Origin of the sequence: Mycolicibacterium arseniciresistens (assembly GCF_030519285.1) — a bacterium.
GTDB classification, from domain to species: Bacteria; Actinomycetota; Actinomycetes; order Mycobacteriales; family Mycobacteriaceae; genus Mycobacterium; species Mycobacterium arseniciresistens.
The window spans coordinates 38,370-63,864 of record NZ_JAUMSQ010000021.1 but is presented as its reverse complement, the minus strand read 5'-3'; the positions used below and the strand labels follow the sequence as shown (position 1 = coordinate 63,864).

Sequence of the window (25,495 nt, the reverse complement as noted above, 5' to 3'; positions counted from 1 at the left end):
CCGGCCTGGGCTTCGGCGCGAGCGGCTCCGTCGTCGCCCGCGAGCCATGCCGCTTCGGCCCGAGCAGCCCAGACCACGCCGAGCCGAGCCAGGTCATCGGGGTCGGCCGCGCGCAGTGCCTCGTCGAGCAGCGCGGCCACGGGCTGCTCGCCTCGGCGTGCGTGGATCAACGCCGCGCTGATCAGCGGCAGGATTCGCTGTGGTGTGCCCAGGCCCGGGCGGGTGAGCACGTCCTCGGCGCACGTCAAAGAGGTCGTCCAGTCGCCACGGTGCAACGCCACGAGGGCGGCAGCGCCGGTGGTGATCGCTTCGAACATTCCAAGTTCATGATCGGCGCAGAACGCGGAGGTCTCGGCGATGTAGCCGTCGGCGCGGTCGAGGTCGTGTTTGACGGCCGCGTACCAGGACATGAGTGACCCGTTCAGGCCGGACTGCTCGGACAGTCCCTCGGTGACCATTGCGTCGCGCCAGGCCGCCTCCACCTCATCCCAGCCGGTGTCGGTGCTCAGTACGGTGGCCAGCGCGGCGGAGAAGCGGGCCCGCACCACCACGGCGGGATCACCGAATTGGGTGCCCAAGCTGATTGCGCGGCTGGCGTACTCATCGCAGGCGCGGTCGAAACCGAATGCCGTCATCATGGCCATCGTGGCCAGTGACCAGGCCAGCTGCGGGCATGGTCCGACGTCTTCCAGCAGCCGCAGCGAAGCCGCGCAGGCGTCGGTGGCCTCTCGTGTGCCGCCCAGCGCATATAACTGCTGGGACAGCAAGCACAGATCGTGGCCTTCGCCGAGCCGGTCGCCCAACTCGTGACGCACCGCGATCGCCTCCCGCCATGACGACACCGCCCCGTCCGCGTGTCCGCTCAACCAACAGCTGAGGGCATGTTTCTCGAGCCAGTCCACCTTCTGTTCGGCGGCGGCGGTGTCGGCATGACGCAGTGTCAACGCGTACAACGCCGCGGCTTCCCGGTTCGCGGCAAGATGCAGAGCCTGCTCGGCGGCTGGAGGCCCGTGGCGAATCACAGCGTCGGTGTCACCAGCTTCATGAGCGTGGAACGCCAACGCCGACAGGCTGTCCGGGGCGATGGGTAGTTCGGCAAGAGCTGCTAATGCTCGCTTGTGCAACACCCGACGTTGGTAGGCGGGGATCTGGTCAAGCGCCGCGCGGCGGGCCAACTCGTGGCGGAATCCGACGGTGTCGGCGTCTGCGACGAGGACGCCGGCGTCGAGGCATTCCGCGAGTCCTGCACCGGCGGCAGCACATACGTTGTGTAGCAGCGGCAAGCTGGACCGCGGGCCGCATACGGCGGTCGCATAAGCGGTCTCGCGTCCATCGCTGGACAGCCGACCCAGCCGCCCACGGACCGCGTCGGACACGCTATTCGGCAATCCGCCGTCGCGCAGCGCGTCGGAGCCTGCGGCCAATACCTCGGTGACGTAGAAGGGATTTCCGCCGGTGAGCCGGTGCAGCTGGTCGGCATTGACGCCGCTGCCAACGGCCAACTCGGCTACTGCCGTCTCGCTGAGCGGTTGGAGGCCGATGCGTGTCACCGCGGCAGAAGTGGCCAGATCACCCAGCAGCAGCGCAAGGGGGTGTTCATTGCCGATCTCGTCATCGCGGTACGACACCAGGAGCAGTAGCGGCAGCGAGTCGATACGGCGGGACAGGAAGCGCAGAAGATCAAGCGTCGCTCCGTCGGCCCAGTGCGCATCTTCGACGACGCAGACCCATGCGGTCTTGTCGTCGAACATGTCGACCAGTCCAGCGTAGATCGCTTCGAGGTCACCCGCGTCGACGGATGCGCGCAGCGCGGCGGTCTGGTCACCCGGCGTTCTCGCGAGCATGTCGATCAACGGGCCCAGTGGTCGCGGCGCCGCAAGGGGATCGCACCATCCCCGGAGCACACGCGCCTGGTGGCCGACTCCGGCGACGAACCGTGCGATCACCGTGGTCTTACCGACCCCAGCCTCTCCGCTCAGCAACACCACTCGGCCGTCGCCACGTGTCGCCGCCCGCAGCCGTTGGTTCAATCGCGCAAACGCCGTATCGCGCTCGAACAGTCGATCCCTTGGAGCCACGGTCCTCCTGGCGGTGCGCAAGCGGCTTGCCGCGGGCGACGGCAAGCCGATGTCAGGTCCGAGTGCGGTCGAGAGCTTAGCTCAGCAAGCGTCCGTCCACGCTTGCAACGCAGGCACGCCAAGCGCACGTGCGGTCATGTCTGGATGCCCTCCGTTGCTGTCGAGTGGGCGGCAGGCCGCCGCGACCGCGTGAACCTCGTGGTGGAGTGTCGGTGGGTGGCAGAGCAACGTCAGGGCGTCGGCTCAGCTCGACGTCGCGGGACGAGTCGGCATATGACAAGAAGAATGGGAACCTACACCGCTCCCGGTCCTTGAGGGACCTCGTGTTGCACGGGGTCACCAAGCGGTGCTACGGGTTCAGGCGACGGAGCGATACGCAGGACGCGTTTGCCCGTCACGCGCCGAGTTCCGACGTCATGGTAGGCCTGCCGAACGTGGTCGGTGGTGAACCGGTACACATCGGCGATCGGCACACTGATCTCTCCGCGCGCGATCAGTGCAGCCAATGCGGACCAAACCTCTGGGGTGTCGGCCTGCTCCTGAGCTTCGGAGTGAACTCCGAAACGGCGTACGGCTTCGTGGTCGATCAAAGTGTTGATGCGCTGCGGCAGCACGCCTAGATCGATCGCCGTGGCGACGTTGCCGCCGCCGAAGGTGTCGATGAAGCCGTCGATGCCGCCGGGTGCGAGGTCGCGTAGCCGGCGTGCCAGATCCGGTCCGTAGTGCACGGGGCGGATACCTAACGCGGCCAATCGCTCGAAATTGGCTGCGCCACAGGTCCCGATCACATCGGCACCGCGAAGCCGGGCCAGCTGTGCCGCATAGATGCCGACGCCACCGGCTGCGGCCGACACCACGATGGTCTCGCCGGCTTGGGGGTCGACCGCGGCCACCGACGCCCATGCGGTGGCGCCGGCACCCGCGACGGTGGCCGCGACCTCCCATGGCAGACCCGCCGGTTTGGGCGCGAGGCGTTGTGCGCCGAGTGCCACATACTCGGCTTGTGCTCGGCGCGGCGCGAATCCGATCACCTCGTCACCGACCTGGAAACCCGATGTCGCCTCACCAGTTTCGACGACGTACCCGGCGAAGTCGTTTCCCTGCCCCTCCGGAAAGTGCGCTGGCCACATGGCGGCGTACCGTCCCTCTCGGATACCGATCTCGCCGGGGTTGGTCGCCGCCGCGACGACCGCGACCAGCACTTCGCCGGCGGCGGGCGCGGGGCTCGGGACCTCGGCGACGTCGAGCACCTCGGGGCCACCGTATCGAGTGAACCTGACTGCTCTCATTCAGAACTCCCCGGGTGGTGCGTAGCGGTAGAAGAACGGCCCCAGCTGCGCGGCCAGAGCCCGGGTCAGTCCGGCGCCATCCTCCAACAGCCGAGCGCCCGGGTCCAGCGGACCGATGTACAGCGGCGCGAAGCCGGCGTCGATGCTGAGCTGCTCGGCGTACTGCCGAGCGTCGTCGTCGGTGGCGTAGAGATTGCTGGGTGGGACTCGCTGATCGCCGACCTGCGTATAGATGCTGGCGAAGTTGGTGGAGAACGCCTTGGCGGTGGGGCCACCGATGATGGACTGGATCTGGTGCGACAGGGATCGACTGTTGTCATGGCGACCTGTGTAGATGTTGCAGGCGTCGATGGTCGGTTGGCCTGCCAGCCCGACGACGGCATCGAGTGCGTCCCGGATGTGGGTGGCCGCGACGGCCACGACGATCACGTCCGCCGTTGACGCGTCACCGCCGTCGCGCCCGAGCAGGCTCACCTGATGGCCCCGGCTGCTCCACAGCCGGCCGAGTCCGCTGCCCACATTGCCACGACCGATCACCGTCACCTTCATCGAAACTCCTCTCTACTCGAGATCCTGCAGCCGCTGAGCGCTGACTCGATGTCAGCCCGAATCATCACCATGCCGGACTCGACACCATGCGGAACCGTCGCAGGTCGAGATCACCTTCGACGAGGCGCGGCACCTCTGCTGCGAACGTCTGCATGTGTGGGAGGTCGAAGTGCTGGGCCAAGTCCTCTGCCGTGCAACAGTTCTCGTACACGCACCAGAGGTCGGGATCTGTCTCGGACCGGTGTAGGTCGTAATTGATGCAGCCCGCCTCCTCCCGGGACGGCTCCACCAGATCCGTGAGTCGACGGCCGAGTTCGTCGCCGAGCCCGCTCTTGGCCTTGATGAATGCGATGTTGGTCACCGTTGTCATCGTTGGTCGTCCTGTTCGTCGGTGTTGTCTTCGTCGGGAAAATCGGCTGCGCGCGAAACATGCTCCCAGGCAGCGATTTCGGCCTGCAGCGTCGCTGCTTTGGCCAGAGCGACATCGACCGCCTCGTTGCCCAGGAGCAATCGCCGCGGTGGCTGGGCGCTGGTGGCGGCTGTGAAGATGGCCGCCGCAGCCCGCGCCGGGTCCCCCGCCTGATTGCCGACAGACTGGTGATAGGCCCGCCGGGCTTGCCCGGCCGTCTGGTCGTAGTCGTCGATCGGGTTCTCCACCTCGTTGGAGGACGCCGCCCAGTTGGTTCGGAAACCGCTGGGCTCCACCACCATGACGTTGAGCCCCAGGGGGGCCACCTCGATCCGCAACGACTCGGAAAGGCCTTCCACGGCGAACTTGCTGGCCGAGTAGTAGCCCACGGCGGCGAATCCGCTGAGTCCGCCGATCGACGTGAGGTTGATGATCGTGCCGCTGCGCTGGGTCCGCATGACCGGCAAGACCGCGTTGATGGTATTGGCGGTACCGAAGAAGTTGACGTCGAAGAGGAGCCGGGCGATCTTGTCGTCGGTTTCCTCGATGGCGCCGAAGTAGCCGATGCCGGCGTTGTTGACCAGTACGTCGATGGCGCCGAAATGCCGCACCGCGGCCTCGACCACCTCAGTGCACTGTTCACGGTTCACGACGTCGAGCGGCAGTATCAAGGCATCCCCGCGGTCGGCGAGGTCGGCCACACTGGCTACGTCGCGTGCCGTGGCGACGACCTTCTGTCCATGGTCCAGCAGGTGCTCGGCAAGACTGCGGCCGAAGCCGGTCGAGCATCCTGTGACCATCCAGACTTGTGATGGTTGTGTGGTCATGAGTTCCTCCTGTCTGTTCAGTGGGTGGCGGAAGCTGCGTGGTATTCGCCGATCTCGACATCACGGACACACAGGCTGGGTACCTGAGCCAGGAAGTCGCGTACGTACGACTGCTGCATGTGAGTGTCGAAGTCGGCCCTCGCGCCCCATGTTTCGAGGATCATCCAGACATGCGGGTCGTGGGCTGACTGATGGATCTCATACCGCTGGCAGCCAGGTTCGGCGCGGGTGGGCGCAACCAGCTTCAACAGCTCGTCGCCGAGACGCCCCGCCATAGCCGGCTTGGCGACGGCGAATGCCACGTTTGTCTGGCCCTTCGCGTCCGGCGAAGCTGCCGGTGAAACCACGTCGGGTTGATTGATCGCCATGTGAACCTCGTTCATCGGTTCGGGTGAGGATTTCGGCTCAGCTGCGGATCATTCGGTCAGATGATCTGCGCGGTCGGCAGAATGGTGATCTCGGTGAGGTTGACGTGCTTGGGCAGCGCGGCGACGAACGCCACGGTCTCCGCGACATCAGCGGACTGCAGGACGTCGATCTGCTCGATCAAGTCGGCCATCAACTTGGACGCGTCCGGATCGGTCACGTGGTCAGGAAGTTCGGTGTCGACCATGCCCGGCTCGACCGTGGCGACCCGCACGTTCTTGCGACCGAGTTCGGTCCGCAGCAGCCGAGTGATGTGGCTGATGAAAGCCTTCGTGCCGGAATACACCTGGAATTTCTCGAGAACCCTGGTCGCCGCGATCGACGAGGTCGTGATGAGGTCGGCCGGCCGGCCCTCACCGCCCGCCGCCTCGAGCGAACCGACGAAGCCCTCGATGGTGTTCATGACGCCCTTGATGTTCAGGTCGATCTGGGCGTCCCAGTCCTGCACCTTGAGATCCCCGATCTCGGAGATGAGCTGAACCCCGGCGTTGGCGAACACGAGGTCGACCGCGCCCAGTTCGGCAGCGATCTGCTCGGCCGCAGCGTGGACGGCGGCCCGGTCGGTGACATCGGTGGGCACGGCCAGCGCGACCCCTCCCTTCGCGGTGATTCGCTCGGTGATCTCGTCGAGACGATCCTTGCGGCGCGCGACGAGCGCGACCTTGGCCCCGAGCTCGGCGAACCGCTCGGCGGTGGCCTCACCGATGCCGCTCGATGCCCCTGTGACGACCGCAACACGGCCGGCCAGCGGAGTTCCTGCGATGAGGGTGTTCATGTCTGCTCCTTCAGTGTGCGAAGAGAACCGTTGCGTCGGTTCTGTTGTCGTGGGAGTCCGTACTCCCGCAAACCACTATTGGTCAGTCCTGGGAACGGAAACAGGGTGGGAGACTCCTACCCTGCGCCGCGCTGGGACGGGTTCTGAAGACGGCCTCGTCGGCGTGCTGAACACCGCCGACGGTGGTGCTGCCGCCCGTGACACCCACCTCGAGCGCGCCCCGATCGTCGGCCGCGCGGCGCGACAGGACCGTCAGTATCCTGTGGAAATGGCTGATGACACCCTGGGGGCGTTCCTGCGGGCTCGCCGCAATGCCGCGGCGGCCGACACCTATCCTTTCGCCACGCTGACAGGTCGCCGTGTCCCGGGGCTTCGTCGCGAGGAGGTCGCCGAGCTGGCCGGGCTCAGCACCGACTACTACGTCCGGCTCGAGCAGGGCCGCGAAAAGCATCCGTCCGAACAGGTCGTCGAGGCCCTGGCGGCCGCCCTCAAGTTGAACCAGCACCAGAGCGACCATCTGCGGTTGCTTGCCGGACTCGCCCCGCAGGTGATTCCGTCGACGGCGTCGGTGGATCCGACGCTGAACCACATGCTCGATGCGTGGGACGGCGCAGCGGCCTTCATCTTGGACCCGCTGCTGAATTTCACCCAGCTCAATCCGCTCGCGACGGCGCTCTGCAGCTCATTCGCCGACCACACGAACCTGGTTCGCAACGTCTTTCTCGACCCGGCAGGCAAACGCTTCTTCGTCGACTGGACGCGCGCTGCCGAGTCCTCTGTGGGGTCTCTGCGAGCGACCATGCACCAGCACCACAGCGCGCGGGAGCGCGACGCCCTCGTCGCCGAGCTTCGCGCTGACGACGAGTTCGACCGGCTCTGGCAGAAGTACGACATCAGCCCCAAGACACAGGAGACGAAGCTGCTCAGGCATGAGCAGGCCGGCGAGATCTTGATCAACTTCCACGCTTTCCAGGTGATGAGCGCGCCCGGTCAGCAGCTTGTCGTGTATCAACCGGAACCCGGCAGCATCAGCGAGGCGCGGCTGTTGTCCCTCAGAGATCGGTCCCGTCCCGGCAGCGCGCACCTCTCCGGTGCCGAGGTGGCCTCCTGACGCAGGTCGGGGTCAGGTCGGGCGATCAGCGAACGGAGGCACGCAAGCTTCCGAGGATCCGGAGCGACTCGTCGCTGACTGATCCCGGTGCCGGGACGTAGACCAACACCATCGTGCCGGGTTCGGCGGCGCTGCCCAGCACCACTTCATCGACCACCAGCGTGCCCACCTCCCGGTGCGGGAAAACCCGCGTTGCCCGATTGCTCGCCATCCGGTCCTGCTGCATCCACATCGTCCGGAAAGGTTCGCTGAGCCGGAGCAACTCACAGACCAGACTGCTTGTTTCGGTGTTGGACGGTGCTCGCTCGTACGCCCGGCGCAGTGTCCCGAGTGCGTCGCGGGCGTGATCACGCCAGGCGTCCACGCACCACCGTGCTGCCGGATCGAGGAACGTCATCCGTACCACGTTGTCGCGAATGGCGAACTCGGAGAACAACTCACACGCCAAATCGTTGATGCCGAGTACATCACCGATGTCGTTGACCACGATTGCGGGCGTGTTCGGCAGACGGGTCACCAGTGCGGCGAGCGAGTGCGCGCAGGCCCGTTGACCAGACGCGGAGGGCCCAGCACGGGTCAGCTTCGCAGGGTCCATCGGCCCAACTCCGAGAATGAGGGCCTCGGCGCGCAGCGCACCAAGACCCACGGCGGTGGCACTGCACAGCCCGAGCGCCGCAGAACTGGGCGGTGGCCGCGCCGGGAGATCATTGCCATGCCATCCACGATGCCTTCGCGGGCACATCTCAACCTGGCTGTGTTGCACCCACCCAGGCCCGAGCCTGGATGACCGTCGGCGCTTGAATCAGGAGCGCAGCCCCATTCAGAACGTCGGGCCGGTCGCTATCTCGGACGGGTACTGCCTCCCCGAACCGCAGCATCGTTTCTTGACGACGTTCCTCCGCGCGGGCCACTGGGCCAATTTGAGGTGAATGCCTCATGCGCCGGCGCCGGTCGGCCGACCACAATGCACTACGCGGTGATTGCCAGATGCGCACGTCGACCGTGCGGAACAACGAAAGGCACCGGCCATGCACCGACTCTCGCGGATCGCGACGACAGTCGCCGTGACTGGGGCGCCACGATCCACTTTCTTGGGATCGGTACGCATTACTGCCCGGGTGTACTTCCCGGGACGCCGCAATCGACGTTGCGTCAAACGAAGGGATAGAAACATGCACACCAAACGGATGCTCGCCGGGGCGCTGACGTCGGTCGGTCTCGCGGCGGTCGGCTTGAGCCTGGCCACGGGCACCGCTGCGGCCAACCCACCCGGCGCGCACACGTGGTGCCCGGGAACTTCGTTGGCTTCTCCTCCCGGACCGGGTATCAGTCCCGGCGCCTGGGACATGAATGTGTGCCACACGTGGTACCGCGTCGCCCCCGGGATGGGCAATGTGCCATACAGATCGTTGGACGGCACCTTCCGCCTCGAACACAGCAATCTATGGGACGGTCCGAATCCACCGGCGGGTTCGGTCCGCGTCGAGTGCGGCCGGGATATGTTCACCGGCCTGCCAATTCCCTGTTAGCCAGAGGAGGGTTGTGACCACCGCGTCACGACCCCGCGATTGCCGCGAAGGAGGCGCGCAGCTCGTCGACGAACAGGGCCGGTTGTTCGAATGCAGCGAAGTGGCCGCCCCGTTCCGGCTCGCTCCAGTAGCGGATGTCGGTGAAGCGCTGCTCGGCCCACCGTCGCGAGGGCCGCGGCGTGTCTTTGAACACCGATGCCCCCGTAGGGACGTCGACTGTGTCTGTTGTGGCGCTGGTGAACCATTCGTTCACGGTCGCAATGCTTTCCCAGTAGAGCCGGGTGGACGAGGCGCCGGTCCTGGTGAGCCAGTACAGGGTGATGTTGTCCAGTATCTGGTCGGGGCTCAGCACCGAGAAGACGTCGCCGTCGTGGTCGCTCCATTCAACGAACTTCTCGAAGATCCAAGCGCATTGCCCGGCAGGCGAGTCGAGCAGGGCGTAGCCGAGCGTCTGAGGTCGAGTGGAGTGCTGGGCCGTGTAGCCTGCGCCGGATCTGGTTGCTGCTTCGAGCAGTTCGGCCGATGCGTGCTCGTGAGCGGTCCAGTTTTCGCGGTTGACCCAGTCGGGCGCCACCAGCGGAGGGGTCAGATGGATCCCAAGAACTGCGTCGCGCGACTGCTTGGCCAGCACGGTGCTGATACTGGTTCCCCAGTCGCCGCCCGCCGCGCCGTAGCGGTCATACCCGAGCCGACGCATGAGTTCGGCCCAGGCGGCCGCGATGCGCTCGATGCCCCAGCCTGTTGCTGTCGGGTGCGCACTGAAGCCGTAGCCGGGCACTGACGGGATGACGAGGTGGAATGCGTCGTTGACGCGACCGCCGTGCGAGGTGGGATCTACGAGGGGTTCAATCACGTCGAGGAACTCCACGACTGACCCCGGCCAGCCGTGTGTCAACAGCAACGGGGTGGCGTCGGCGTTCGGCGAACGCACATGCAGGAAGTGGATATCGAGACCGTCGATGCGAGTGATGAACTGCGGGTGCGAGTTCAGCCGAGCTTCGCAACGCCGCCAGTTGTAGTCGTCGCGCCAGTACGCGCACAGCTGTTGCATGACCGCAAGCGGGACACCTTGCGACCAGTCGTCAACGGTCTCGCGATCGGGCCATCGAGTGCGGCGCAGCCGGTCGCGGAGGTCTGCCAGTGCCGCCTCCGGTACGTCGACGGTGAACGGTTGGATCTTGGGCATCGTCTGGTAGTCCTTTCCGTTTCAGCGCACTTGTGCCGCGTCGCGGTCATACCCATGCCGGGCATTCCGCGACCACGAGATCCTCGCCTTTCTCACCTGAGGCGGTGCGGCCGGCCGCGTGGTTTGGTGGCGCCTTGGCCCGCCACCCGATTGTCGGGTCTTGACCTTCTCGTTGCGGCAACTTCTAGCGTGGGTGTTGGCCATCGAGAGGGGTTGAGGTCGGTGAGTTGGTCGATTCAGCAGGCGGCTCGGGTTTCGGGTGTGACTGCCCGGACGTTGCGCTACTACGACGAGATCGGGCTGTTACGGCCGGCTCGAGTCGGTTCCAACGGTTACCGATACTACGAGCGGGAGCAGTTGCTGCGGCTGCAGCAGATTCTGTTGCTTCGCGACCTGGGGCTGAATCTGACGACGATCGGACAAGTGGTCGACGCCCAGCACGATCCGATCGAGGCGCTGCGCCGGCATCACCGCCGGCTTCTCGACGAGCGAGGCCGGTTGGACCGTCTCGCAGCCACTGTGGCCGCCACCATCGAACACCTGGAGGAAGGAACAGACATGCCCGCAGAGCACATGTTCGAGGGTTTCGAGATGAGCCCCGAACACCTCGACGATCTGGAAGCCCGCCGTATCGAAAGCACAGGCCGCACAGAACAACCGGAGATCACCGAAATCAAACGCAACACCGCCGAATGGGCCAAGCGGGACTGGGATCAATTCAACGCCGAAGGCCACGCGCTCGCGCGGCGAATGGTGGCCCTGCTGCGCGCCGGTGTGGCCGCCGACGACGCGGAGACCTTCGCGGTCCTCGACGACGACCTGGCCTTGCAGCGCAAGCTGTGGAGTCCGGACAAGGCCAGCTACGTCGAACAGGCCGAGGGCCTGCGGCAGCCGTCAGAACTGCGCTCGTACTACAACGCCCAGGACCCCCGCCTGGCGGAGTACCTGCGTGAAGCCATGTTGGCCTACGCCGGCAGCCGGATGCAGTGATGACCCGCCCCGCCCCTTCGGTGAGGCCGCCGTGGTGCATCCACACCGCGCCACCTGCGCCCGTGTTCTCGGGTCAGATGGCGGACCGCAGCCGCTGCGGTAGGCGGGCCACGATCCGGGAGAGGCGCTCGAACCTCGCCGAGGGAAGGCCCAGGGCATCGCACATGGCGTAGCGGTCGAAGAAGAAATGCTCGCTTGCGATCAGCCCGTCCCTGATCGTGAATACGCAGACGAACGGCAGGGTCGCGGTGCGGTGAGTTGCAGGCCAGGGGCCCATACGCCCGTGCATGGTCATGCGCAACGTTCCCCAGCATGTGTAGCCGTAGCCATTGAGAACGTTGTCCTCGAGGGTGACGTGGTAGTCGGGGAAGATGCCGAAGAAGGTGTCGAGGAGGCGCCCGACGTCGCGTTGCCCCACCGTGGTGTCGTGCACCGCTTCGGTGTGGAGAAGAAAGTCATGGGTGCACAGCCGCAGTGCCGCCTCGGTGTCCTGGCGACATTTCGCTTCGGCGTAGCGGCCGACCAGGTCGTGAACCGACTCTGCTGTGACGAGATCGTCTTGCATGGTCTTCTCCGTTCAGTTGGCGGTACGCGTCCCGAGCGATGAACGTTCTCAGCGGATGAGCCACTGCCACCACACCGAGGGGTGTCGCAGCAACGTCGGAAGCACGACGAGCGGGTCGAAGTAGGTCACGCGCTCGATGGCCTTCCCATCACGAAGGACGAGCCGGTTCACGGTCGGCCAGGTGAGGGTGTCCCTGCCGAAGTCGGCGTGCAGAGTGAATTCGATGAAGAGGTCATCAGCGTCGGCGACCCAGTGATCGATGCGCGCGTGCAGACCGGGTAGGCAGCGGCAGAAGCGCTCGAATTGGCGCTGGGCCTGGGTGATCCCGACCGTTGAACGTGCCAGCGGTTGGCGAAGCACGATATCCGGGTGCAGCAGTTCGGGCAGTCGCGCTGGGGACGGCGCGTCCCAGAAGTCGGCGAATCTCGTGACGAAGGAATGTCCTGGCGGGCAGGTGTCCATGCCGTGAGCCTGCTGGAATTACCCGTTCGATGTCACTGCAATCTACTGCCAACTACTGCCTGGCGGCATCACACCACGACCGGTTGGGTGATCGTTCGACGGCTTCCATGGCACAGTACGTGGCTAGTGAGGATCGACCCCCGCTCAGGCCGTCACGAAGGCCGGGCTTTGTGTGTCCAGCGGTTCGGGTCGGTTTCGAGGGCGCTGCGGTCCCAACCCATCAAATCGGCGGCCGCGCCATAGGTGAACTCGAGGAAGTCCATCACCGCCCCGTCGGGGTCCTTCGCTTGGCGTGCGACCTCGTACGGCAACAGGTACTGCCGCAGGCCGGCGTCGTAGAAGACACCGGCGGGACTGTCTGCGACATCGGCAAACCCCGCCGGTTCGGGATAGGCGTAGGAGTAGAACGCCCCTTCGGCCGCGCCGCCGGGCCAGAATCCGCAACTACTCAGCTCGTGCGAGTACCCCTCCTCCATCACCCAGTCGCCGCAGTTCGGCGCGCCTCCGGGATGCCGGGGAGCCAGGCCTCCGGAGAACCGGGTGCACGCCAGGTCGAAGGAACCCCAGAAGAAGTGCACCGGACTGACCTTGCCGATGAACCGGGCACGGAACCGGCCGATCACCCTGTCGGCCTGCACCAGCTGCCGCCAGAATGCGTTGGCAGCGGCCGGGTCGTAGCCGGCGTGCGTGTCCTCGGCGAACGGGACAGCGGGATCCACTTCGTTGGGCGCGTTCGAGATGTCCGCCTCGATGCCCAGACTGCCGAGGGTGTCCAGCACCGCTTGGTGGAACCGCGCTACCGAAGTGTCGCGCAGATCGATGGTGGCGGCACCGCCGTCACTCACCCGCACCGCGAGCACATGGTCGACGAAGTCGAACTCCATGTCGAAGGAGTCGGTGCCCACCGGGATCGCCGACGTCGTCAGCCCTCGTGGTGACACGTACAGCGGCACCTGCCACCAATGGTTGAGCAGCGGCGCGTGGGCCAGCCGCACCTTGCCCACGATCTGGGTCCACATGTGCAGCGATCGGCGCGTCGGTTCCCAGTCGTCGACGCGTAGTGCCGGCCAGCCCTCACCCGATCGGACATCTGTCATTCGAACCTCCCTCTATGTTGTGAAACCGAACAGGTGCCCCCGGCATCGCCAGAGTCCGGCCAACGCGGCGTCGGCGTATGGGCTGTCGACTTCACCGAACACGAAGTCCGGCGGCAATGCTGCGCTTCACCGTTCTCGTCACGAAGTCGATGCTGGCGTTCAGGGCATCAGACGCCGGCACCGCGGCGAACGGCTGGCGGTCGATGAGCAGCTCCTCGTTTAGACGTAAAGCGTTGAGAGACATGCCATTCAATGCAACGAGAGCGCCCTCCTGTTTCAAACGGCCAGGAAAATAACAATACGGTCCGGTCCGGTTTGCGTCAATGCGGGACCGTTGGTCAGTGAAATCAGGAGGATCGACGGGCACAGCTCGGCAGCGTGGAGACTCAACTGCGCACTACCGCAGGCGAACACCATAGAAGGCGATCTTCAACAGGGCGTCGATGTGGCTGGGCTCGATCGGCATCGCGTGAAACAGCCGGTACTCGATGACGCCGTAGAGCACTTCGCGCAGGGTTTCCACGTCGGTGTCGGCTCGTATCTCGCCGCGCTCCTGGGCCAGGGCGATTCGTGCGCTGAACGCCGTGACGTTGGGTTCGATGATCTGGTCGAAGAGTGCCTGCAGCAGATCGGGGTCGGACTGGCCGGCGGCGATCAGGCCGCGGTATGCCGGTCCGAACCCGGTGGTCGCGATCACCTCCACGATCCCAGTCAGCTGTGTCCTTAGATCGGCGACGAGATCCCCGGTGTCGGGGAACGCGACCACCGGGTCAAGACTCTGAGTCGCAGCTTCGAGGACCACCGCACCCTTGGAGGGCCACCACCGGTAGATCGTCTGCTTGCTCACACACGCCCGCCTGGCGATCGCCTCGATCGAGATGTTGTCGTACCCCAGTTCGGCGATCATCGCGATGGACGCCTCGAGGATGGCGCGACGAGAGTTTTCGTTGCGGTTCGCGGGCATGTCGAAACCCTAGCGAGATATCGGTAGTTTCAATACGCAACGGACCGTATTGACGCGAAACGGACCGGACCGTACTGTTACGACCCGAGGCCTGAGGGGCGTGCAGATTCCCTTGGTAGCGAAACCTGTTGGTTCGCAACGCCTGGAGGAGAGCTCAGAGGGCGACCGGACCGCGCAACCGGTCGGGTCCGCTCAGCCGTCGTCGGCGGTGCGCTTCGGCCCGCGCCCGACTCGCCCGGAAGGACCGGAATGGCATCGCTCAAGCGCATCAACGCTGTACGCGCGGCAGGCGCACGTACTTCGAAAGGGCGCCCCGATACGACACGCCGGCTGTCTGGCTGGCAGCCGTTGCGCATCATCCGCGAGAACACCCGCGCCTATCTCGCGATGAATGGCTGCATGTACGGACTGTTCTTGGCCGGCTTCGGCGCCGGGCTCCTGTTCCCTGCGCTCAGTGAGGCACAGCAGACGCGATTGGAGGATGACGGCACAGCCGAGTTGGTGCAATCGCTCATCGCCAATCCCTGGCTGTTCGCACTGGTGATTCTCGCGGTGAACACGGTGAAGATGTGCGTGCTGACGATCGTTCTGCCGTCGATGATCGTGCCGTTCGCCGGCATCGCACTGTTCGCGTACTGGGCCGCCTCGACGGGGGTGACCCTCGTGCCCGCGAGCGACATCGGCTGGGTGGCTCTCATTCCCCACTCAGTGACGGTGGTGATCGAGTTTCAGGCATACATTCTCGTCTTGCTCGGCGTGTACCTGCTCGGCAAGTGCTGGATCCGTCCGGGAGCCGTTGGCGCCCAGAATCGTCGGGAAGGCTACGTCGAAGGTCTGCAACGACTCGGTTGGTTGTCTCTACCTGCCGCCATCCTGCTCATCGTCGGCGCGGTATACGAGGCGTTCTCGCTGCGATACTTCGTACACCCGCTGGCTCAGTGGTTGTTGTGAGCCAGAGTTGCCGCCCGATCAGGTGCGGTGCTCCAACAGGCGCAGCGGGCCATTCACCACCTGAACGCCGCAATGTAGAGGAGACTGCCAGCAATGATGCCTTCCTCGAACCCCGACCTGGCAGGACGGATGGCCGAGCTGGCACGCGCGCTGGCAGGCCCGAGCGGGATCGAGGCAGTGCTTGCGGGAGTCGCCGGCGCGGCCATTGAGCTGATTCCCGATGTCGATGTCGCAGCGACGCTGCTCATCGGCAAAGGGCACACCTTCGAGACACTGCCGGCAGACAGCGAGTTCGCGGACAAACTTCACGAGCTGCAGATGACGTTCGACGAGGGTCCCTGCGTGCAGGCCGCACTCGACGACGTCATCGTGCGCACCGATGACTTCCGCAACGAGACACGGTGGCCGCAGTACGCACCGGCGTGCGTTAACCTCGGCATCCTCAGCGGCCTGTCTTTCAAGCTGTACACCGCCGACCGCACCGCCGGCGCTCTGAACCTGTTCAGCTTCCGTCCACACGCCTGGACCACCGAGGCGGAGACGATCGGGACCATCCTCGCCGCCCACGCGGCCGCCGCGATTCTCGCCAACCGGCAGAGCGAACAGCTGCGGTCCGCGCTGTCGACCCGGGACCGGATCGGTCAGGCCAAGGGCATCATCATGGAGCGTTACAAGCTCGACGACGTGGCGGCCTTCGAGATGATGCGCCGGCTCTCCCAGGAGAGCAATGTGAAGCTCGCCGACATCGCGCAGCAGGTCATCGACTCTCGCGAATGACGGCACCGACGCACAGTCATCTCACAGCTGCAGCTTGTGACGACGACCACGTTGCGGGTACCCAGTCGGCATGATCGACGACTCCCGCCCCGCCGCCATCCGTGAACAGGCCCAGCAGCATGCTGAACATGCCCGCCGCAAGATGGCCGAGCGGCGCAGCGGCGACGACGGAGGAATCAGCGGCTGGCTCAGCGAGCGCGCCGGTCAGTGGGATCTGGGCGGCCAGGACGAGGCCACCATGCAGCGCCAGAAGTACCTGTGGAACTTCCTTGTGGATCACTGGTTCCGGATGGAGTTCGACGGCTGGGAGAACCTGCCCGACCCGCCGGTGCTGCTCGTGGGCATCCACTCGGGCGCCCCGTTCGTCTGGGATGCCTGGACCGTCGGGGTCCAGTGGTGGCGCCGCTTCGGTCAGGAGCGACCACTGCACGGAACTGCCCACGACGCACTGATGGCGATACCGGTGATCGGCCGGTACTTCCGCGCCATGGGGGTGCTGCCCGCCGCGCCCGACTCGATGGCCACCGCACTGGCCGAGGGTCGCGACGTGGCGGTGTGGCCCGGCGGCGAGGTGGATTCGCTGCGGCCGTGGACCGAGCGTGACGTCGCGAATCTGGCGGGCCGGGCCGGGTTCGTCCGGATGGCGATCAAGGCAGGAGTGCCGATCGTGCCGATCGCGACGGTCGGCGGGGCCGATGCCATGCCGGTGCTGATTCGCGGCGATGGGCTGTCGCGGGCGCTACGGCTGGACAAACTGTTGCGCCTCAAGGTGTTTCCGGTGGCGGTGTCGTTGCCATGGGGTATCGCGCCCGCGGCCCTGCCTCAGCTGCCGCTGCCGGCGAAGATCCGCACCCGGTTGATGCCCGCCGTGGAGGTCGATCACGATCCTGCCCGCGCCGAGGATGACGACTACGTCGAGCAGAAGTACCACGAGGTGGAGGACAGCATTCAGCGCGGCATGTCGGCGCTGGCACGCAAGCGGGCCCTGCCGCTGTTCGGCTGACCGGCCGGATCAGAGGACGCAGGCCTGACGGATCATCGCTGCCGTCTGCGCCGGCTGTGACATGTAGACGGCGTGGCTGGCGACGACGTCGACGGTGGTGGCACCGGCCCGCTGCGCCATGGCGCGCTGGGCTGACGGCGCGATCATCTGGTCGCGAGTGGCGATCAGGAATGAGCTGCGCCTGCTTCGCCATGCAGGGCTGGTTATCGGTTTTTCCATGGCTGCCAAGGCGAATGGGACCTGTGCGTCGGCCAGGAACGCGGCGTCAGCGGCGGGTAGGTCAGCGCCGAAAGCCTTGTGAAACCCTGACCGGTCCTGAAACAGAAAGCCGCCCGGAGCTGACACCAGCGGTGAACCTGGCGCGTCCGGGTCGCCGTTGAGAGTCCTCACCGACTCGCCCACGTCTGGTGCAAACGCAGCGATATAGGCGAGGGCGGCAACCTTCGGGTGAGTACCCGCCGCAGTGATGACCGCTCCGCCGTACGAATGTCCCACCAGCAGAACCGGTCCGCTCTGCGCGTCGATGATGTGTCGCGTCGCGGCAGCGTCACCGTCCAGTGACAGAGTGGGATTCTGAACCACGGCGACGTGGAATCCCTCTTGTGTGAGGAGCTCGTACACCGGCCGCCAGGTGGATCCGTCGACGAAAGCCCCATGCACGAGAACTATGTTCGTCAGTGCTGAGCCGATGACCATGGCGACCTCCTGTTGCGAGCGTCAATCCTTCTCGAGGGGTCGGCCGCTCAACCGTGCGGATCGTCGACCTTGAGTGGCTGCCCGGTCTTGGCGATGAAGACGACGAGCAGTTTCGCCGGTTCCGTCGTGCTCGTGTTCTCGGTGGCCAGGTGGTGGGCGCCCGGCTGCTCGGACCAGTTCGCTCCCGCGTGGTACACCTGCGCGGGCCCGCCCTCGAGCCGGCTGCTCACCGACCCCTCGAGCACGTAGGCGTAGACGAAAGCGTCGCCGTGTCGGTGGGGCACCGCGCGGGCGGCCGGCGGGAAGGTCACGATCGCCGAAGTGAAGGTCTTGCCCGCGTCACCGGGAAGCGGCTGTTCGAAGAGTGGAGTCAGGGTCTCCGACGGGTACGCCGGAGGAGCGTCGGCCTGCGGCTCCGCCGACGTCCCGCAGCCGGCGATGACGGCAGCGACCGCCGCGGCCAGCAGGGTGTGCGCGAAATGCCTTGTCCTCATGGACGTTCCTCTCCGTCGGTTGCCATCTTGATGATCGTTCGACCGTGCGTGCGTCGACGGTGGGCGAACGCTTCGGCCGTCTTCTCGAGGGGATACACGGCGCCGATCGCGATCTCGAGCCGCCCCGTCCGCAAGCGCTGGGCCAGGTCCGCCAGCTGCGCACGATCGGGTTCGACCACGAAGAACACGGCGCGTCCTTCCCTGGGCTGCACCGTCGGTGGCGCCGCGACGGTCACCAGCGTGCCGCCGGGACGGATCAGTGCCGCCGACTTCGCCAGGACATCGCCGCCGATGACGTCGAACACCACGTCGACGGGGCCGATGCTTTCCAGGGGTTCGGTGCCCAAGTCAAGGAAGGCGTGTGCACCGCGGCCGAGCACCACATCGCGGTCGTCGGTCCGTCCGGTGCCGATCACCCGAGCACCCACCTCGCGCGCGAGCTGAACGGCGATCGAGCCCACGGCACCGCCGGCCCCGTGCACCACAACGGTCTGCCCGGCGGTGAGGCCGGCATGGACGAAAAGGCCTTGGTAAGCAGTGAGACCCGAGATCGGCAGAGCTGCGGCCACGGTGTGGTCGATGTCGGCAGCGAGGGGGGCGAGGTTGCGAGCCTCGACTGCCGCGTATTCGGCGAGCGTGCCGTTGCGAGCCCAGTCGGTGAGGCCGAAGACCCGTTGGCCGACGGTCAGGCCGGTGGTGCCATAGCCCAGCTCGACGACGACTCCGGACAGTTCGTGCCCGGGAACGCTGGGCGTGCGGTCACGGCCCGCCCGGTCGGTCCAGGTGCTGGGCCACTCGAGCTCTCCGGGCGTGAAGCCGGCGGCGTGTACGCGCACGACGACGTCGTTCTCCGCCACGTGCGGATAGGGCAGGTCGGTCAGGGTGAGCCCGCCGACTCCGGCGTCCCGGTCTCGTGTCGTGATGGCTTGCATGTCGCCTCTTCCAGTCAGCTCGGCCACGGCGAGCCGAGGATGCGTTCGACACTGGTCGTGCGCCGGAAACCGGGGATGAAGTGCTCCAGCACGTCGGAGTTCACCGTTCCGTTGGTCGTCGCCGGTCGATGCTTCAGCCCGTCGAAATAGGCACTCAGGAACTCGTTCTTGAAGTCGCCCCGGGGATGAACGGCGATGATGTCGGCCACCTGGTCTGTGTTCAGCCCGTCGAGGCCGACGCCGCTCACGTCGGTCAGCACACCGAGGTGGGTGGCGATCTCTGGCCCCATCCGTCCCGGGATGCCCGGTGTCGTGTGCAGCGCGATGGCCGTCCACACGGTTTCGGCGGCCGCAGTGGAGAATCCGCGTTCGAGCATGAACGCACGCCCGTGGTCGGCTCCATCGACCTCGAAACGCTGTTCCGCATCGGAGAAGGGCGTCATGAGACCGGTGTCGTGGAACACGGCGGCCAAGTAGAGGAGTTCGGGATCCGGTGTCATGCCCAGCCGGAGAGCGTGGAGCTGGCCGAAGTAATACACCCGGAGGGAGTGGTGATAGATGAGCGGACTGGTCGTCGCCTTGACGAAAAGAGTCGCCTCGGCGACCGCGGCGGTCTCGGGCACCTCGACACCAGCGATGTTGCCTGACATGACCTCTTCCTTTCGCCGTCTCTGCTTGATTCCATGCTGGTCTCACCGTGCGCTGCGCGCCGGTGCTTTCCTGCCAGGAATCCCTCAATTGCGGACGCCGAAGAAGCGTTCTGCCCGCGGCGAGTCGCTGGGGTGATGCCGTCGATGTCAGAGCTGCGTGAGCGCGGTTGCCTCACGCCACAGACGTGCCGCGTTGTCGCCGTCGAGCGCGTAGTTCGCGACGCCGCCTGCACGGCCGAGATCCTCGGCGCGTTCGGCGACCACCTCGGCTTCGTTGTTGTTCTCGAAGTACCGTCCGCCGATCCCGTCGACGAGCGGCGACGCCGCCAACAACACCGATGTCGACGCGCCCTGCTGGACGGTCTTCCGGAACTCCTCGGGAGTGCGCAACCCGCCGGTGTGCTTCTGCAGGCCCGTGGCGATCGCGCCCGGATTCAGTGCATTGGCGATGATTCCGTCACTCGCCCACCGAGCCGTCACCTCGACCGCCAGCAGTACGGTCGCCGTCTTCGACTGTCCGTAGGCGGTCATCGGATCGTAGGGTCGAAAACGGTAGTGCAGGTCGTCGAACACCACGGGTGAGAACAGATGGCCGGTGGAGCTGACCGACACCACACGCGCCCCGCCTGCCGAGGCGAGAGGACCCCGCAACGCCACGACGAGCGCGAAGTGGCCGAGGAAGTTGCTCGCGAACTGCATCTCACAGCCCAGCGCACTGCGCTTCAGCTCGGGCAGGGCCATCACGCCGGCGTTGTTCACCAGGATGTGCAGCGGACCGTTCCATGCCTGCGCGAACGACGCGACCGACGCGAGATCGGAGAGGTCGAGTGGCGCCGCCTCGATGGCGTCGTTGCCTGTGGTACCTCGTAATTCTTCGGCGACCTTCCGGCCCGCGTCGAGTCGGCGGACCCCGAGCACGACCTCGGCGCCGGCCGCGGCCAACGCGCGTGCGGTCTCCACGCCCAGGCCGCTGGTCGCGCCCGTGACGACGGCCCGCTTGCCGCTGAGGTCGACGCCCCGTATCACGTCATCGCTCGTCGACTCGAAGCCGAACGGCGTCATCACCGGCTGCAACACGTCACGTCCTTCGATGCCAGGGCTGTCTCAGTTCGCCGGCCCGGTGGCCAATGCTCGCGGCATGAAGTCGCGGATGTACCCGCTGATCTCCTCGCCGTGGGTTTCCAGCGCGAAGTGACCGGCGTCGAGGAGGTGGAATTCGCCGTTGGGGAAGTCGCGACGGAACGCCTCCGCGCCGGCGGCTCCGAAGATTTCGTCGTTCTTGCCCCAGGTGACCAGCAGCGGGGGCTGGTGGGTGCGGAAGTACTCCTGGAACGCGGGATAGCCGTCAAGGTTGAACTGGTAGTCCCAGAACAGCTGCAACTGGATGGCGTCGTTGTCCTTGCGGTCCAGCCCGAGCTGGTCGAGCTGCCAGGTCTCGGGCGCGATCCGATCGAGACGGTCGACGGGTACGCCGTGGGTGTATTGCCAGTACGTGGTTTCGGGAGTGAACTTCTCCCGCACGCCGTCTTCGTTGGCGGCGCGGTCCTTCGCGTGAGCGAACAGGATGTCCCAGAACGGGGTGAAGCCCTCCAGGTAGGCGTTGCCGCTCTGGGTGATCAGCGCGGTGATCCGTTCGGGGCGCCGGCTGGCGATCCGAAGGCCGATCGGGGCGCCGTAGTCGTGGATGTAGAGCGCGAACCGGTCAAGGCCGAGATGAGTGATCAAGCCTTCGGTGATCTCGGTGAGCCGGTCGAAGCTGTACGTGAACTGGGTCGTTGTCGGCATCGCCGAGCGGCCGAACCCGACGTGATCGGGTGCCACCAGGTGGTACGAATCGGCCAGGGAGTCGATCAGGTTGCGGAACATGTGCGAGCTGGACGGAAAGCCGTGCAGCAGAACCAATGTCGGGTTGGCCGGATCGCCGGCCTCGCGGTAGAACACCTCGAGTCCCTCGATCGTCGCCGTGTGGTACCGGGTGGCAAAAGCAGTCAAGGACATCACCTGTTCGGAAGCTGCCGTCGCGTGCTCACGGTCGGCAGGGCAGTGGGCATGGTGTGCGTCGGCGCTGCCGACCCACCGGAGCCGACCACGGAACCATGCCGGTGCGAATCCAGGATGAACCCCAGTGATGCGGAGCGTGCGCCCGAGGTGGCACGACGTTCGGGCTGTCAGGAATGCCGTTCGATGTACTCGTCGGCATCCTTGTTGCGCTCGTCGATGCCTTTGACGGCTTCGTGCTCGGCATAGAACCGCATCCACTCCATGCCGAGTTGGTGCCGCAGTTCCAGGGAGGCGCTCTTGATGAAGTCGGGCATGGCCTCGCGTTCCTCTTCGTCGAGGTGCTCACCGTTCTCGGTGCGCGCCTTGAACACCGCCGCGAACCATTCCTCGCTGCCCGGCCGGTGCTCGCGTGACGAACGCACCGCATCGCGGATCGCGTTGTGGTCGGTGATGGCGTCCTCGGTCTCCTCCTGCGGATCGCCCTCCGGATTCCCGGGGTCGTCGCGACCACCCTGCTTCAGCAGCGCCGGGTAGAACACCGTCTCCTCCGCTTCGGCGTGGACATCGAGGCGAGCACTGAGGACGTCCCAGATCGCGGCAAGCTCCTCGTCGGACCGTGCGTCGTCGAGGCGGAAGAACTGTCGGCGCAGCCAGTCGTGATCGGCGTACACGAGCTCGATGATGTCTGCCATCTGTCACTCCGATTGCTCCGGCCCGTCCCGCGGCCACCCCGCGATGACGAAGGGGGTACCCGGGCAGGGCCCGTCCGAACACGAAGTCATGCCGAAGTGGCGCCATCAAGATTCGGCTAGCTTGGGTTCAGCGTCGTGGCGGCCCGAGTAGCCGGCAGCGGCCTCGCGGCCGGTTCGACAATATCGCCGTCGCGGCGAGGTCTGGACAGGGGAGATGGCAGGCGTGAAGCATATTGAGCGATGAGTCGAATGTCCCCGCCACCCGTCCGAGCCTCGTCGGGCGTGCCGCCGAGTGCGCGATGCTCGACAAGATCGCGACCGACGTTCTGGACGGCTTCAGCGGCTCGCTGGTGTTCATCGGCGAACCCGGCGTCGGTAAGACCCGGTTGTTGCAGTACATGGCGGACGCAGCGACCGACGTGTCGATCCTGTGGATCGTCGGAGCGCAATCGGAGCTGCGGCTGGGCTTCGCCGCCCTCCATCGGCTCGTGCTGCCCTATCTCGATCGTCTGGACCGGCTGACCGGCCCGCACCGCAATGCGCTGGAGGTGACGTTCGGCCTCACCGGCGGCCCGCCGCCGAGCCGTTTCCTGGTGAGCCTGGCCGCATTGGCGCTGCTGTCCGACGTCGCCGCCGAACACCCGGTGGTCTGCCTGATCGACGACGCCCAGTGGCTGGACCAGGAATCGCTGAATGTCCTGGGATTCATCGCGCGGCGCCTGTACGCCGACCCCATCGCGATGGTGTTCAGCGCCCGTGAGCATGCCGGAGACCTGACGCCGCTGGACGGAATGCCGACCCGGCGGATCGAGGCACTGGATCCGGCGTCGTCGCACGCCATCCTCGATGAGGCGGTGTCCGGACCGCTCGATCCACGAGTGTCGGCGCGTGTGATCGACGAGACCGGCGGCAACCCGCTGGCGATGCTCGAGCTGCTCGGGGAACTCACCGCCGAACAGCTGGCCGGGCGGTTCCCTCTACCGCGCCGCCTGCCGGTCGGTCGGCGGGTGGATGTGCACTTCCTGGCGCAGGTCGCCACGCTGTCACCGGAGGCACGCACCCTTCTGCTCGTCGCCGCGGCCTGCGCCGACGAGAAGCCATCGACGGTGTGGCGAGCCGGCGCGCTGCTGGGGGTGGCCGCAGCGGCAGCGAATCATGCTGTGCAGCAGGGAATCATGTCCCTTGAGCCGCGCATCGCGTTCCGTCACCCGCTCATCCGGTCGGCGGTGTATGACGGTGCGACACCCGAGGAGCGTCAGCACGTGCACAACGCGCTGGCCACGGTGGCTCATCGTGACGGTGATGACGACCAGGCGGCGTGGCACCGGGCGGCCGCCGTGACGACTCCCGACGAGGCGATAGCCGCTGATTTGCAGGCCTCGGCGGAGCGGGCGCAGCGCCGGGGTGGTTACACCATGCAGGCCGCGTTCTTGACGCGCGCCGCTGAGCTGTCACCCGACGCCCGAGGCGCTGCACTGCGCTACCTGGCTGCCGCGCAGGCCTACCTGGCGGCCGGCGACGGCCGGCTCGCCGAGGCCTTGCTGGACCTGGCGATTCCTGGGCTCGATGACGCAGGCAGAGACGTCGCGGTGCTACGGCTGCGCGCAGCGATCTCGGTGTTCTTCTCCCGTCACAGGGACGCCCCCGCCGTGTTGTTGGACGCGGCGACGAGGGTGGAACCGGCCGACGTGTCACAGATTCGGCAGATCCTGTTCGATGCCATGCAAGCCGCGATCGTCGCCCGCCAGTACACCGTCGGCACCACTCTCGACGAGGTGGCACGCAGGGTGCTGGGCGCCGGCCGCGACCCGCGAAGACCCCCGAGCGGCAACGACTTACTCCTCGATGGTTTCGCCACTCGAATCGCCAGAGGTTACGCCGATGCCGTCCCGTTGCTGCGGGCTGCGGTGGCGATGATGTTCACCGACGAGACGGTCGCGCACGTCGACATCCCGTCGACCATTCTGGGATGGTTCGCCGCCGACGACGTGTGGGACGAGCAAGGCCGTCGGGCGATGTTCGAACGCGCCCAAGAAATGGAGCGCCGCGCAGGCGCCTTGGGAGCGATGCGGATCACTCTGGCCGGACTCTCGACGTGCCAGGTGTGGGCAGGAGAAATGAAGGATGCCGAGAACAGCTATGGCGAGGCCGCCGAGATATCGGCGTTGATCGGTGTGCCGCCCCCCGCGACGACCGGGGTGCTCCTGGAGGTGCGCGCCTGGCAGGGCCGAGAGAGCGAGAGCCGCGCGGTGGCATCGTCGACCGCGGATTGGGGACGTCAGAAGGGCGCGGCAGTCCTGGAGATCTTCGCGTTGATGGGACTGACCATCTTGGAACTCGGACTGGGCCGGTACCCGGAGGCGCTTGGATGGGCCTTGCAGATATTTCACGACGATCCGCCAGGATTCGGCAACCGGGTGCTGCCCGAGGTCGTGGAGGCCGGCGTGCGCGGCGGAGACCGAGCCGCCGCTGAGGCAGCGCTGGCGCGGCTGACCGAACGCGCCACCGCCTCGGCCACCCCGTGGGCTCTGGGTGTCCTGGCGCGATCGAGGGCGTTGATGGCCGGCGACGCTGACGCTGAGATGTTCTACCTCGAGGCCATCGAACAGCTGACGGGCACCGCGGTGCGCACCGAACTCGCGCGGGCGCATCTGCTCTACGGCGAGTGGCTGCGTCGCAGGAAACGTCGCCGCGACGCGGAGGTACAGCTGCGGACGGCGTACGACATGTTCACCGCGATGGGTGCCACCGCGTTCGCCGGCCGCACGGGTGCGGAGCGGCGAGCCGCCGGCCAGGCCACGGCCGACGCGCCACGAGCGCACGATCCGTTCGGTCTCACACCTCAGGAGGCTCAGGTGGCACGCCAGGCAAGTACCGGCGCAACCAACGCGGAGATCGCCAGCCGACTGTTCGTCACGACGTCCACCGTCGAGTACCACCTCAGCAAGGTCTTCCGGAAACTGGGCGTGACGTCCCGCCGCCAACTGGCGTCCATCCTCTCCGGGGACGGGCGTCCCGGCCGGCTATGAGGTCAGGGCCTGA

At 66.3% G+C, this 25,495-nt stretch carries 27 protein-coding genes; 6 read left to right on the top strand and 21 right to left on the bottom strand.

Features of this window, described 5'->3' with window-relative positions:
• The 7 genes from Q2100_RS05245 to Q2100_RS05215 form a co-directional block, all read right to left on the bottom strand.
• Window positions 1-2,078 (bottom strand): ATP-binding protein (locus tag Q2100_RS05245; protein WP_302913113.1); only part of this gene is annotated, 2,078 nt, incomplete at its 3' end.
• A 293-nt stretch (window positions 2,079-2,371) separates the two neighbouring features.
• Window positions 2,372-3,367 (bottom strand): NADP-dependent oxidoreductase, encoded by a 996-nt coding sequence (locus tag Q2100_RS05240; protein WP_302913112.1) that lies wholly within the window; start codon window positions 3,365-3,367, stop codon window positions 2,372-2,374.
• Window positions 3,368-3,916, bottom strand: a complete 549-nt coding sequence (locus Q2100_RS05235; RefSeq protein ID WP_302913111.1) for an NAD(P)-binding domain-containing protein — start codon at window positions 3,914-3,916, stop codon at window positions 3,368-3,370.
• A 64-nt stretch (window positions 3,917-3,980) separates the two neighbouring features.
• Window positions 3,981-4,277: a putative quinol monooxygenase gene (locus tag Q2100_RS05230; protein WP_302913110.1), complete on the bottom strand. Its 297-nt coding sequence runs from the start codon at window positions 4,275-4,277 to the stop codon at window positions 3,981-3,983.
• A gap of 5 nt (window positions 4,278-4,282) precedes the next feature.
• Window positions 4,283-5,152: an oxidoreductase gene (locus Q2100_RS05225; RefSeq protein ID WP_302913109.1), complete on the bottom strand. Its 870-nt coding sequence runs from the start codon at window positions 5,150-5,152 to the stop codon at window positions 4,283-4,285.
• Window positions 5,153-5,169: 17 nt separating this feature from the next.
• The gene (locus Q2100_RS05220) at window positions 5,170-5,520 is read right to left on the bottom strand and encodes a putative quinol monooxygenase (protein ID WP_302913108.1); all 351 of its coding nucleotides are present in this window, start codon (window positions 5,518-5,520) and stop codon (window positions 5,170-5,172) included.
• A gap of 56 nt (window positions 5,521-5,576) precedes the next feature.
• Window positions 5,577-6,353: an SDR family oxidoreductase gene (locus Q2100_RS05215; RefSeq protein WP_302913107.1), complete on the bottom strand. Its 777-nt coding sequence runs from the start codon at window positions 6,351-6,353 to the stop codon at window positions 5,577-5,579.
• Between the two features lie 163 nt (window positions 6,354-6,516).
• Between Q2100_RS05215 and Q2100_RS05210 the strand changes: the two genes are divergently transcribed.
• Complete coding sequence (locus Q2100_RS05210; protein WP_302913106.1) at window positions 6,517-7,464, top strand: helix-turn-helix transcriptional regulator; 948 nt, start codon at window positions 6,517-6,519, stop codon at window positions 7,462-7,464.
• A 25-nt stretch (window positions 7,465-7,489) separates the two neighbouring features.
• Here Q2100_RS05210 and Q2100_RS05205 read toward each other — a convergent pair whose 3' ends face one another.
• The gene (locus Q2100_RS05205; protein WP_302913105.1) at window positions 7,490-8,059 is read right to left on the bottom strand and encodes an MmyB family transcriptional regulator; all 570 of its coding nucleotides are present in this window, start codon (window positions 8,057-8,059) and stop codon (window positions 7,490-7,492) included.
• Window positions 8,060-9,018: 959 nt separating this feature from the next.
• A complete protein-coding gene (locus tag Q2100_RS05200) occupies window positions 9,019-10,170 on the bottom strand; it encodes an epoxide hydrolase family protein (RefSeq protein ID WP_302913119.1) in 1,152 nt (383 codons plus the stop codon).
• A gap of 63 nt (window positions 10,171-10,233) precedes the next feature.
• Between Q2100_RS05200 and Q2100_RS05195 the strand changes: the two genes are divergently transcribed.
• On the top strand, window positions 10,234-11,169 hold the full coding sequence (locus tag Q2100_RS05195) for a MerR family transcriptional regulator (RefSeq protein ID WP_302913104.1): 936 nt from the start codon (window positions 10,234-10,236) through the stop codon (window positions 11,167-11,169).
• Window positions 11,170-11,242: 73 nt separating this feature from the next.
• Here Q2100_RS05195 and Q2100_RS05190 read toward each other — a convergent pair whose 3' ends face one another.
• The 5 genes from Q2100_RS05190 to Q2100_RS05170 form a co-directional block, all read right to left on the bottom strand.
• Window positions 11,243-11,734, bottom strand: a complete 492-nt coding sequence (locus tag Q2100_RS05190; protein WP_302913103.1) for an ester cyclase — start codon at window positions 11,732-11,734, stop codon at window positions 11,243-11,245.
• A gap of 48 nt (window positions 11,735-11,782) precedes the next feature.
• A complete protein-coding gene (locus tag Q2100_RS05185) occupies window positions 11,783-12,196 on the bottom strand; it encodes a nuclear transport factor 2 family protein (protein WP_302913102.1) in 414 nt (137 codons plus the stop codon).
• 152 nt (window positions 12,197-12,348) lie between these two features.
• Window positions 12,349-13,293 (bottom strand): DUF5996 family protein, encoded by a 945-nt coding sequence (locus Q2100_RS05180; RefSeq protein WP_302913101.1) that lies wholly within the window; start codon window positions 13,291-13,293, stop codon window positions 12,349-12,351.
• A 91-nt stretch (window positions 13,294-13,384) separates the two neighbouring features.
• The gene (locus tag Q2100_RS05175; protein WP_302913100.1) at window positions 13,385-13,660 is read right to left on the bottom strand and encodes a hypothetical protein; all 276 of its coding nucleotides are present in this window, start codon (window positions 13,658-13,660) and stop codon (window positions 13,385-13,387) included.
• A gap of 30 nt (window positions 13,661-13,690) precedes the next feature.
• Window positions 13,691-14,257, bottom strand: coding sequence for a TetR/AcrR family transcriptional regulator (locus Q2100_RS05170; protein WP_302913099.1), 567 nt, complete (start codon window positions 14,255-14,257; stop codon window positions 13,691-13,693).
• Between the two features lie 249 nt (window positions 14,258-14,506).
• Between Q2100_RS05170 and Q2100_RS05165 the strand changes: the two genes are divergently transcribed.
• The 3 genes from Q2100_RS05165 to Q2100_RS05155 all read left to right on the top strand — a co-directional run bounded on the left by Q2100_RS05165 (window position 14,507) and on the right by Q2100_RS05155 (window position 16,988).
• A complete protein-coding gene (locus tag Q2100_RS05165) occupies window positions 14,507-15,208 on the top strand; it encodes a stage II sporulation protein M (RefSeq protein ID WP_302913098.1) in 702 nt (233 codons plus the stop codon).
• Window positions 15,209-15,301: 93 nt separating this feature from the next.
• Window positions 15,302-15,985, top strand: coding sequence for an ANTAR domain-containing protein (locus tag Q2100_RS05160; RefSeq protein WP_302913097.1), 684 nt, complete (start codon window positions 15,302-15,304; stop codon window positions 15,983-15,985).
• A 70-nt stretch (window positions 15,986-16,055) separates the two neighbouring features.
• Complete coding sequence (locus Q2100_RS05155) at window positions 16,056-16,988, top strand: lysophospholipid acyltransferase family protein (RefSeq protein WP_264014666.1); 933 nt, start codon at window positions 16,056-16,058, stop codon at window positions 16,986-16,988.
• Between the two features lie 9 nt (window positions 16,989-16,997).
• Here the strand turns inward: Q2100_RS05155 and Q2100_RS05150 are convergent, their stop codons facing one another.
• The 7 genes from Q2100_RS05150 to Q2100_RS05120 form a co-directional block, all read right to left on the bottom strand.
• Window positions 16,998-17,684, bottom strand: a complete 687-nt coding sequence (locus tag Q2100_RS05150; RefSeq protein WP_302913096.1) for an alpha/beta fold hydrolase — start codon at window positions 17,682-17,684, stop codon at window positions 16,998-17,000.
• A 47-nt stretch (window positions 17,685-17,731) separates the two neighbouring features.
• Window positions 17,732-18,178, bottom strand: a complete 447-nt coding sequence (locus tag Q2100_RS05145) for a cupin domain-containing protein (protein WP_302913095.1) — start codon at window positions 18,176-18,178, stop codon at window positions 17,732-17,734.
• Window positions 18,175-19,110 carry an NADP-dependent oxidoreductase gene (locus Q2100_RS05140; protein WP_302913094.1) on the bottom strand — a complete coding sequence of 312 codons (936 nt, stop codon included), beginning with the start codon at window positions 19,108-19,110 and terminating at the stop codon, window positions 18,175-18,177. Before Q2100_RS05140 ends, Q2100_RS05145 begins: the two co-directional genes overlap by 4 nt.
• A gap of 14 nt (window positions 19,111-19,124) precedes the next feature.
• Window positions 19,125-19,760, bottom strand: a complete 636-nt coding sequence (locus Q2100_RS05135) for an HD domain-containing protein (RefSeq protein ID WP_302913093.1) — start codon at window positions 19,758-19,760, stop codon at window positions 19,125-19,127.
• A gap of 147 nt (window positions 19,761-19,907) precedes the next feature.
• A complete protein-coding gene (locus Q2100_RS05130; RefSeq protein ID WP_328518108.1) occupies window positions 19,908-20,837 on the bottom strand; it encodes an SDR family NAD(P)-dependent oxidoreductase in 930 nt (309 codons plus the stop codon).
• Between the two features lie 27 nt (window positions 20,838-20,864).
• Window positions 20,865-21,752, bottom strand: coding sequence for an alpha/beta fold hydrolase (locus tag Q2100_RS05125; RefSeq protein ID WP_302913092.1), 888 nt, complete (start codon window positions 21,750-21,752; stop codon window positions 20,865-20,867).
• 176 nt (window positions 21,753-21,928) lie between these two features.
• On the bottom strand, window positions 21,929-22,453 hold the full coding sequence (locus Q2100_RS05120; protein ID WP_302913091.1) for a hemerythrin domain-containing protein: 525 nt from the start codon (window positions 22,451-22,453) through the stop codon (window positions 21,929-21,931).
• Window positions 22,454-22,686: 233 nt separating this feature from the next.
• Between Q2100_RS05120 and Q2100_RS05115 the strand changes: the two genes are divergently transcribed.
• Window positions 22,687-25,482, top strand: a complete 2,796-nt coding sequence (locus tag Q2100_RS05115) for a helix-turn-helix transcriptional regulator (RefSeq protein WP_302913090.1) — start codon at window positions 22,687-22,689, stop codon at window positions 25,480-25,482.
• Window positions 25,483-25,495: the final 13 nt, after the last annotated feature.

What these genes read in the sequence shown, in the direction of transcription:
- Q2100_RS05190 (WP_302913103.1), bottom strand. Translation starts at nt 11,734, where the DNA reads ATGCAAGACGATCTCGTCACAGCAGAGTCGGTTCACGACCTGGTCGGC.
- Q2100_RS05225 (WP_302913109.1), bottom strand. Translation starts at nt 5,152, where the DNA reads ATGACCACACAACCATCACAAGTCTGGATGGTCACAGGATGCTCGACC.
- Q2100_RS05240 (WP_302913112.1), bottom strand. Translation starts at nt 3,367, where the DNA reads ATGAGAGCAGTCAGGTTCACTCGATACGGTGGCCCCGAGGTGCTCGAC.
- Q2100_RS05180 (WP_302913101.1), bottom strand. Translation starts at nt 13,293, where the DNA reads ATGACAGATGTCCGATCGGGTGAGGGCTGGCCGGCACTACGCGTCGAC.
- Q2100_RS05185 (WP_302913102.1), bottom strand. Translation starts at nt 12,196, where the DNA reads ATGGACACCTGCCCGCCAGGACATTCCTTCGTCACGAGATTCGCCGAC.
- Q2100_RS05205 (WP_302913105.1), bottom strand. Translation starts at nt 8,059, where the DNA reads ATGGACCCTGCGAAGCTGACCCGTGCTGGGCCCTCCGCGTCTGGTCAA.
- Q2100_RS05160 (WP_302913097.1), top strand. Translation starts at nt 15,302, where the DNA reads ATGATGCCTTCCTCGAACCCCGACCTGGCAGGACGGATGGCCGAGCTG.
- Q2100_RS05120 (WP_302913091.1), bottom strand. Translation starts at nt 22,453, where the DNA reads ATGGCAGACATCATCGAGCTCGTGTACGCCGATCACGACTGGCTGCGC.
- Q2100_RS05195 (WP_302913104.1), top strand. Translation starts at nt 10,234, where the DNA reads ATGCCGGGCATTCCGCGACCACGAGATCCTCGCCTTTCTCACCTGAGG.
- Q2100_RS05135 (WP_302913093.1), bottom strand. Translation starts at nt 19,760, where the DNA reads ATGTCAGGCAACATCGCTGGTGTCGAGGTGCCCGAGACCGCCGCGGTC.
- Q2100_RS05215 (WP_302913107.1), bottom strand. Translation starts at nt 6,353, where the DNA reads ATGAACACCCTCATCGCAGGAACTCCGCTGGCCGGCCGTGTTGCGGTC.
- Q2100_RS05155 (WP_264014666.1), top strand. Translation starts at nt 16,056, where the DNA reads ATGATCGACGACTCCCGCCCCGCCGCCATCCGTGAACAGGCCCAGCAG.
- Q2100_RS05165 (WP_302913098.1), top strand. Translation starts at nt 14,507, where the DNA reads ATGGCATCGCTCAAGCGCATCAACGCTGTACGCGCGGCAGGCGCACGT.
- Q2100_RS05220 (WP_302913108.1), bottom strand. Translation starts at nt 5,520, where the DNA reads ATGGCGATCAATCAACCCGACGTGGTTTCACCGGCAGCTTCGCCGGAC.
- Q2100_RS05140 (WP_302913094.1), bottom strand. Translation starts at nt 19,110, where the DNA reads ATGCAAGCCATCACGACACGAGACCGGGACGCCGGAGTCGGCGGGCTC.
- Q2100_RS05145 (WP_302913095.1), bottom strand. Translation starts at nt 18,178, where the DNA reads ATGAGGACAAGGCATTTCGCGCACACCCTGCTGGCCGCGGCGGTCGCT.
- Q2100_RS05170 (WP_302913099.1), bottom strand. Translation starts at nt 14,257, where the DNA reads ATGCCCGCGAACCGCAACGAAAACTCTCGTCGCGCCATCCTCGAGGCG.
- Q2100_RS05150 (WP_302913096.1), bottom strand. Translation starts at nt 17,684, where the DNA reads ATGGTCATCGGCTCAGCACTGACGAACATAGTTCTCGTGCATGGGGCT.
- Q2100_RS05235 (WP_302913111.1), bottom strand. Translation starts at nt 3,916, where the DNA reads ATGAAGGTGACGGTGATCGGTCGTGGCAATGTGGGCAGCGGACTCGGC.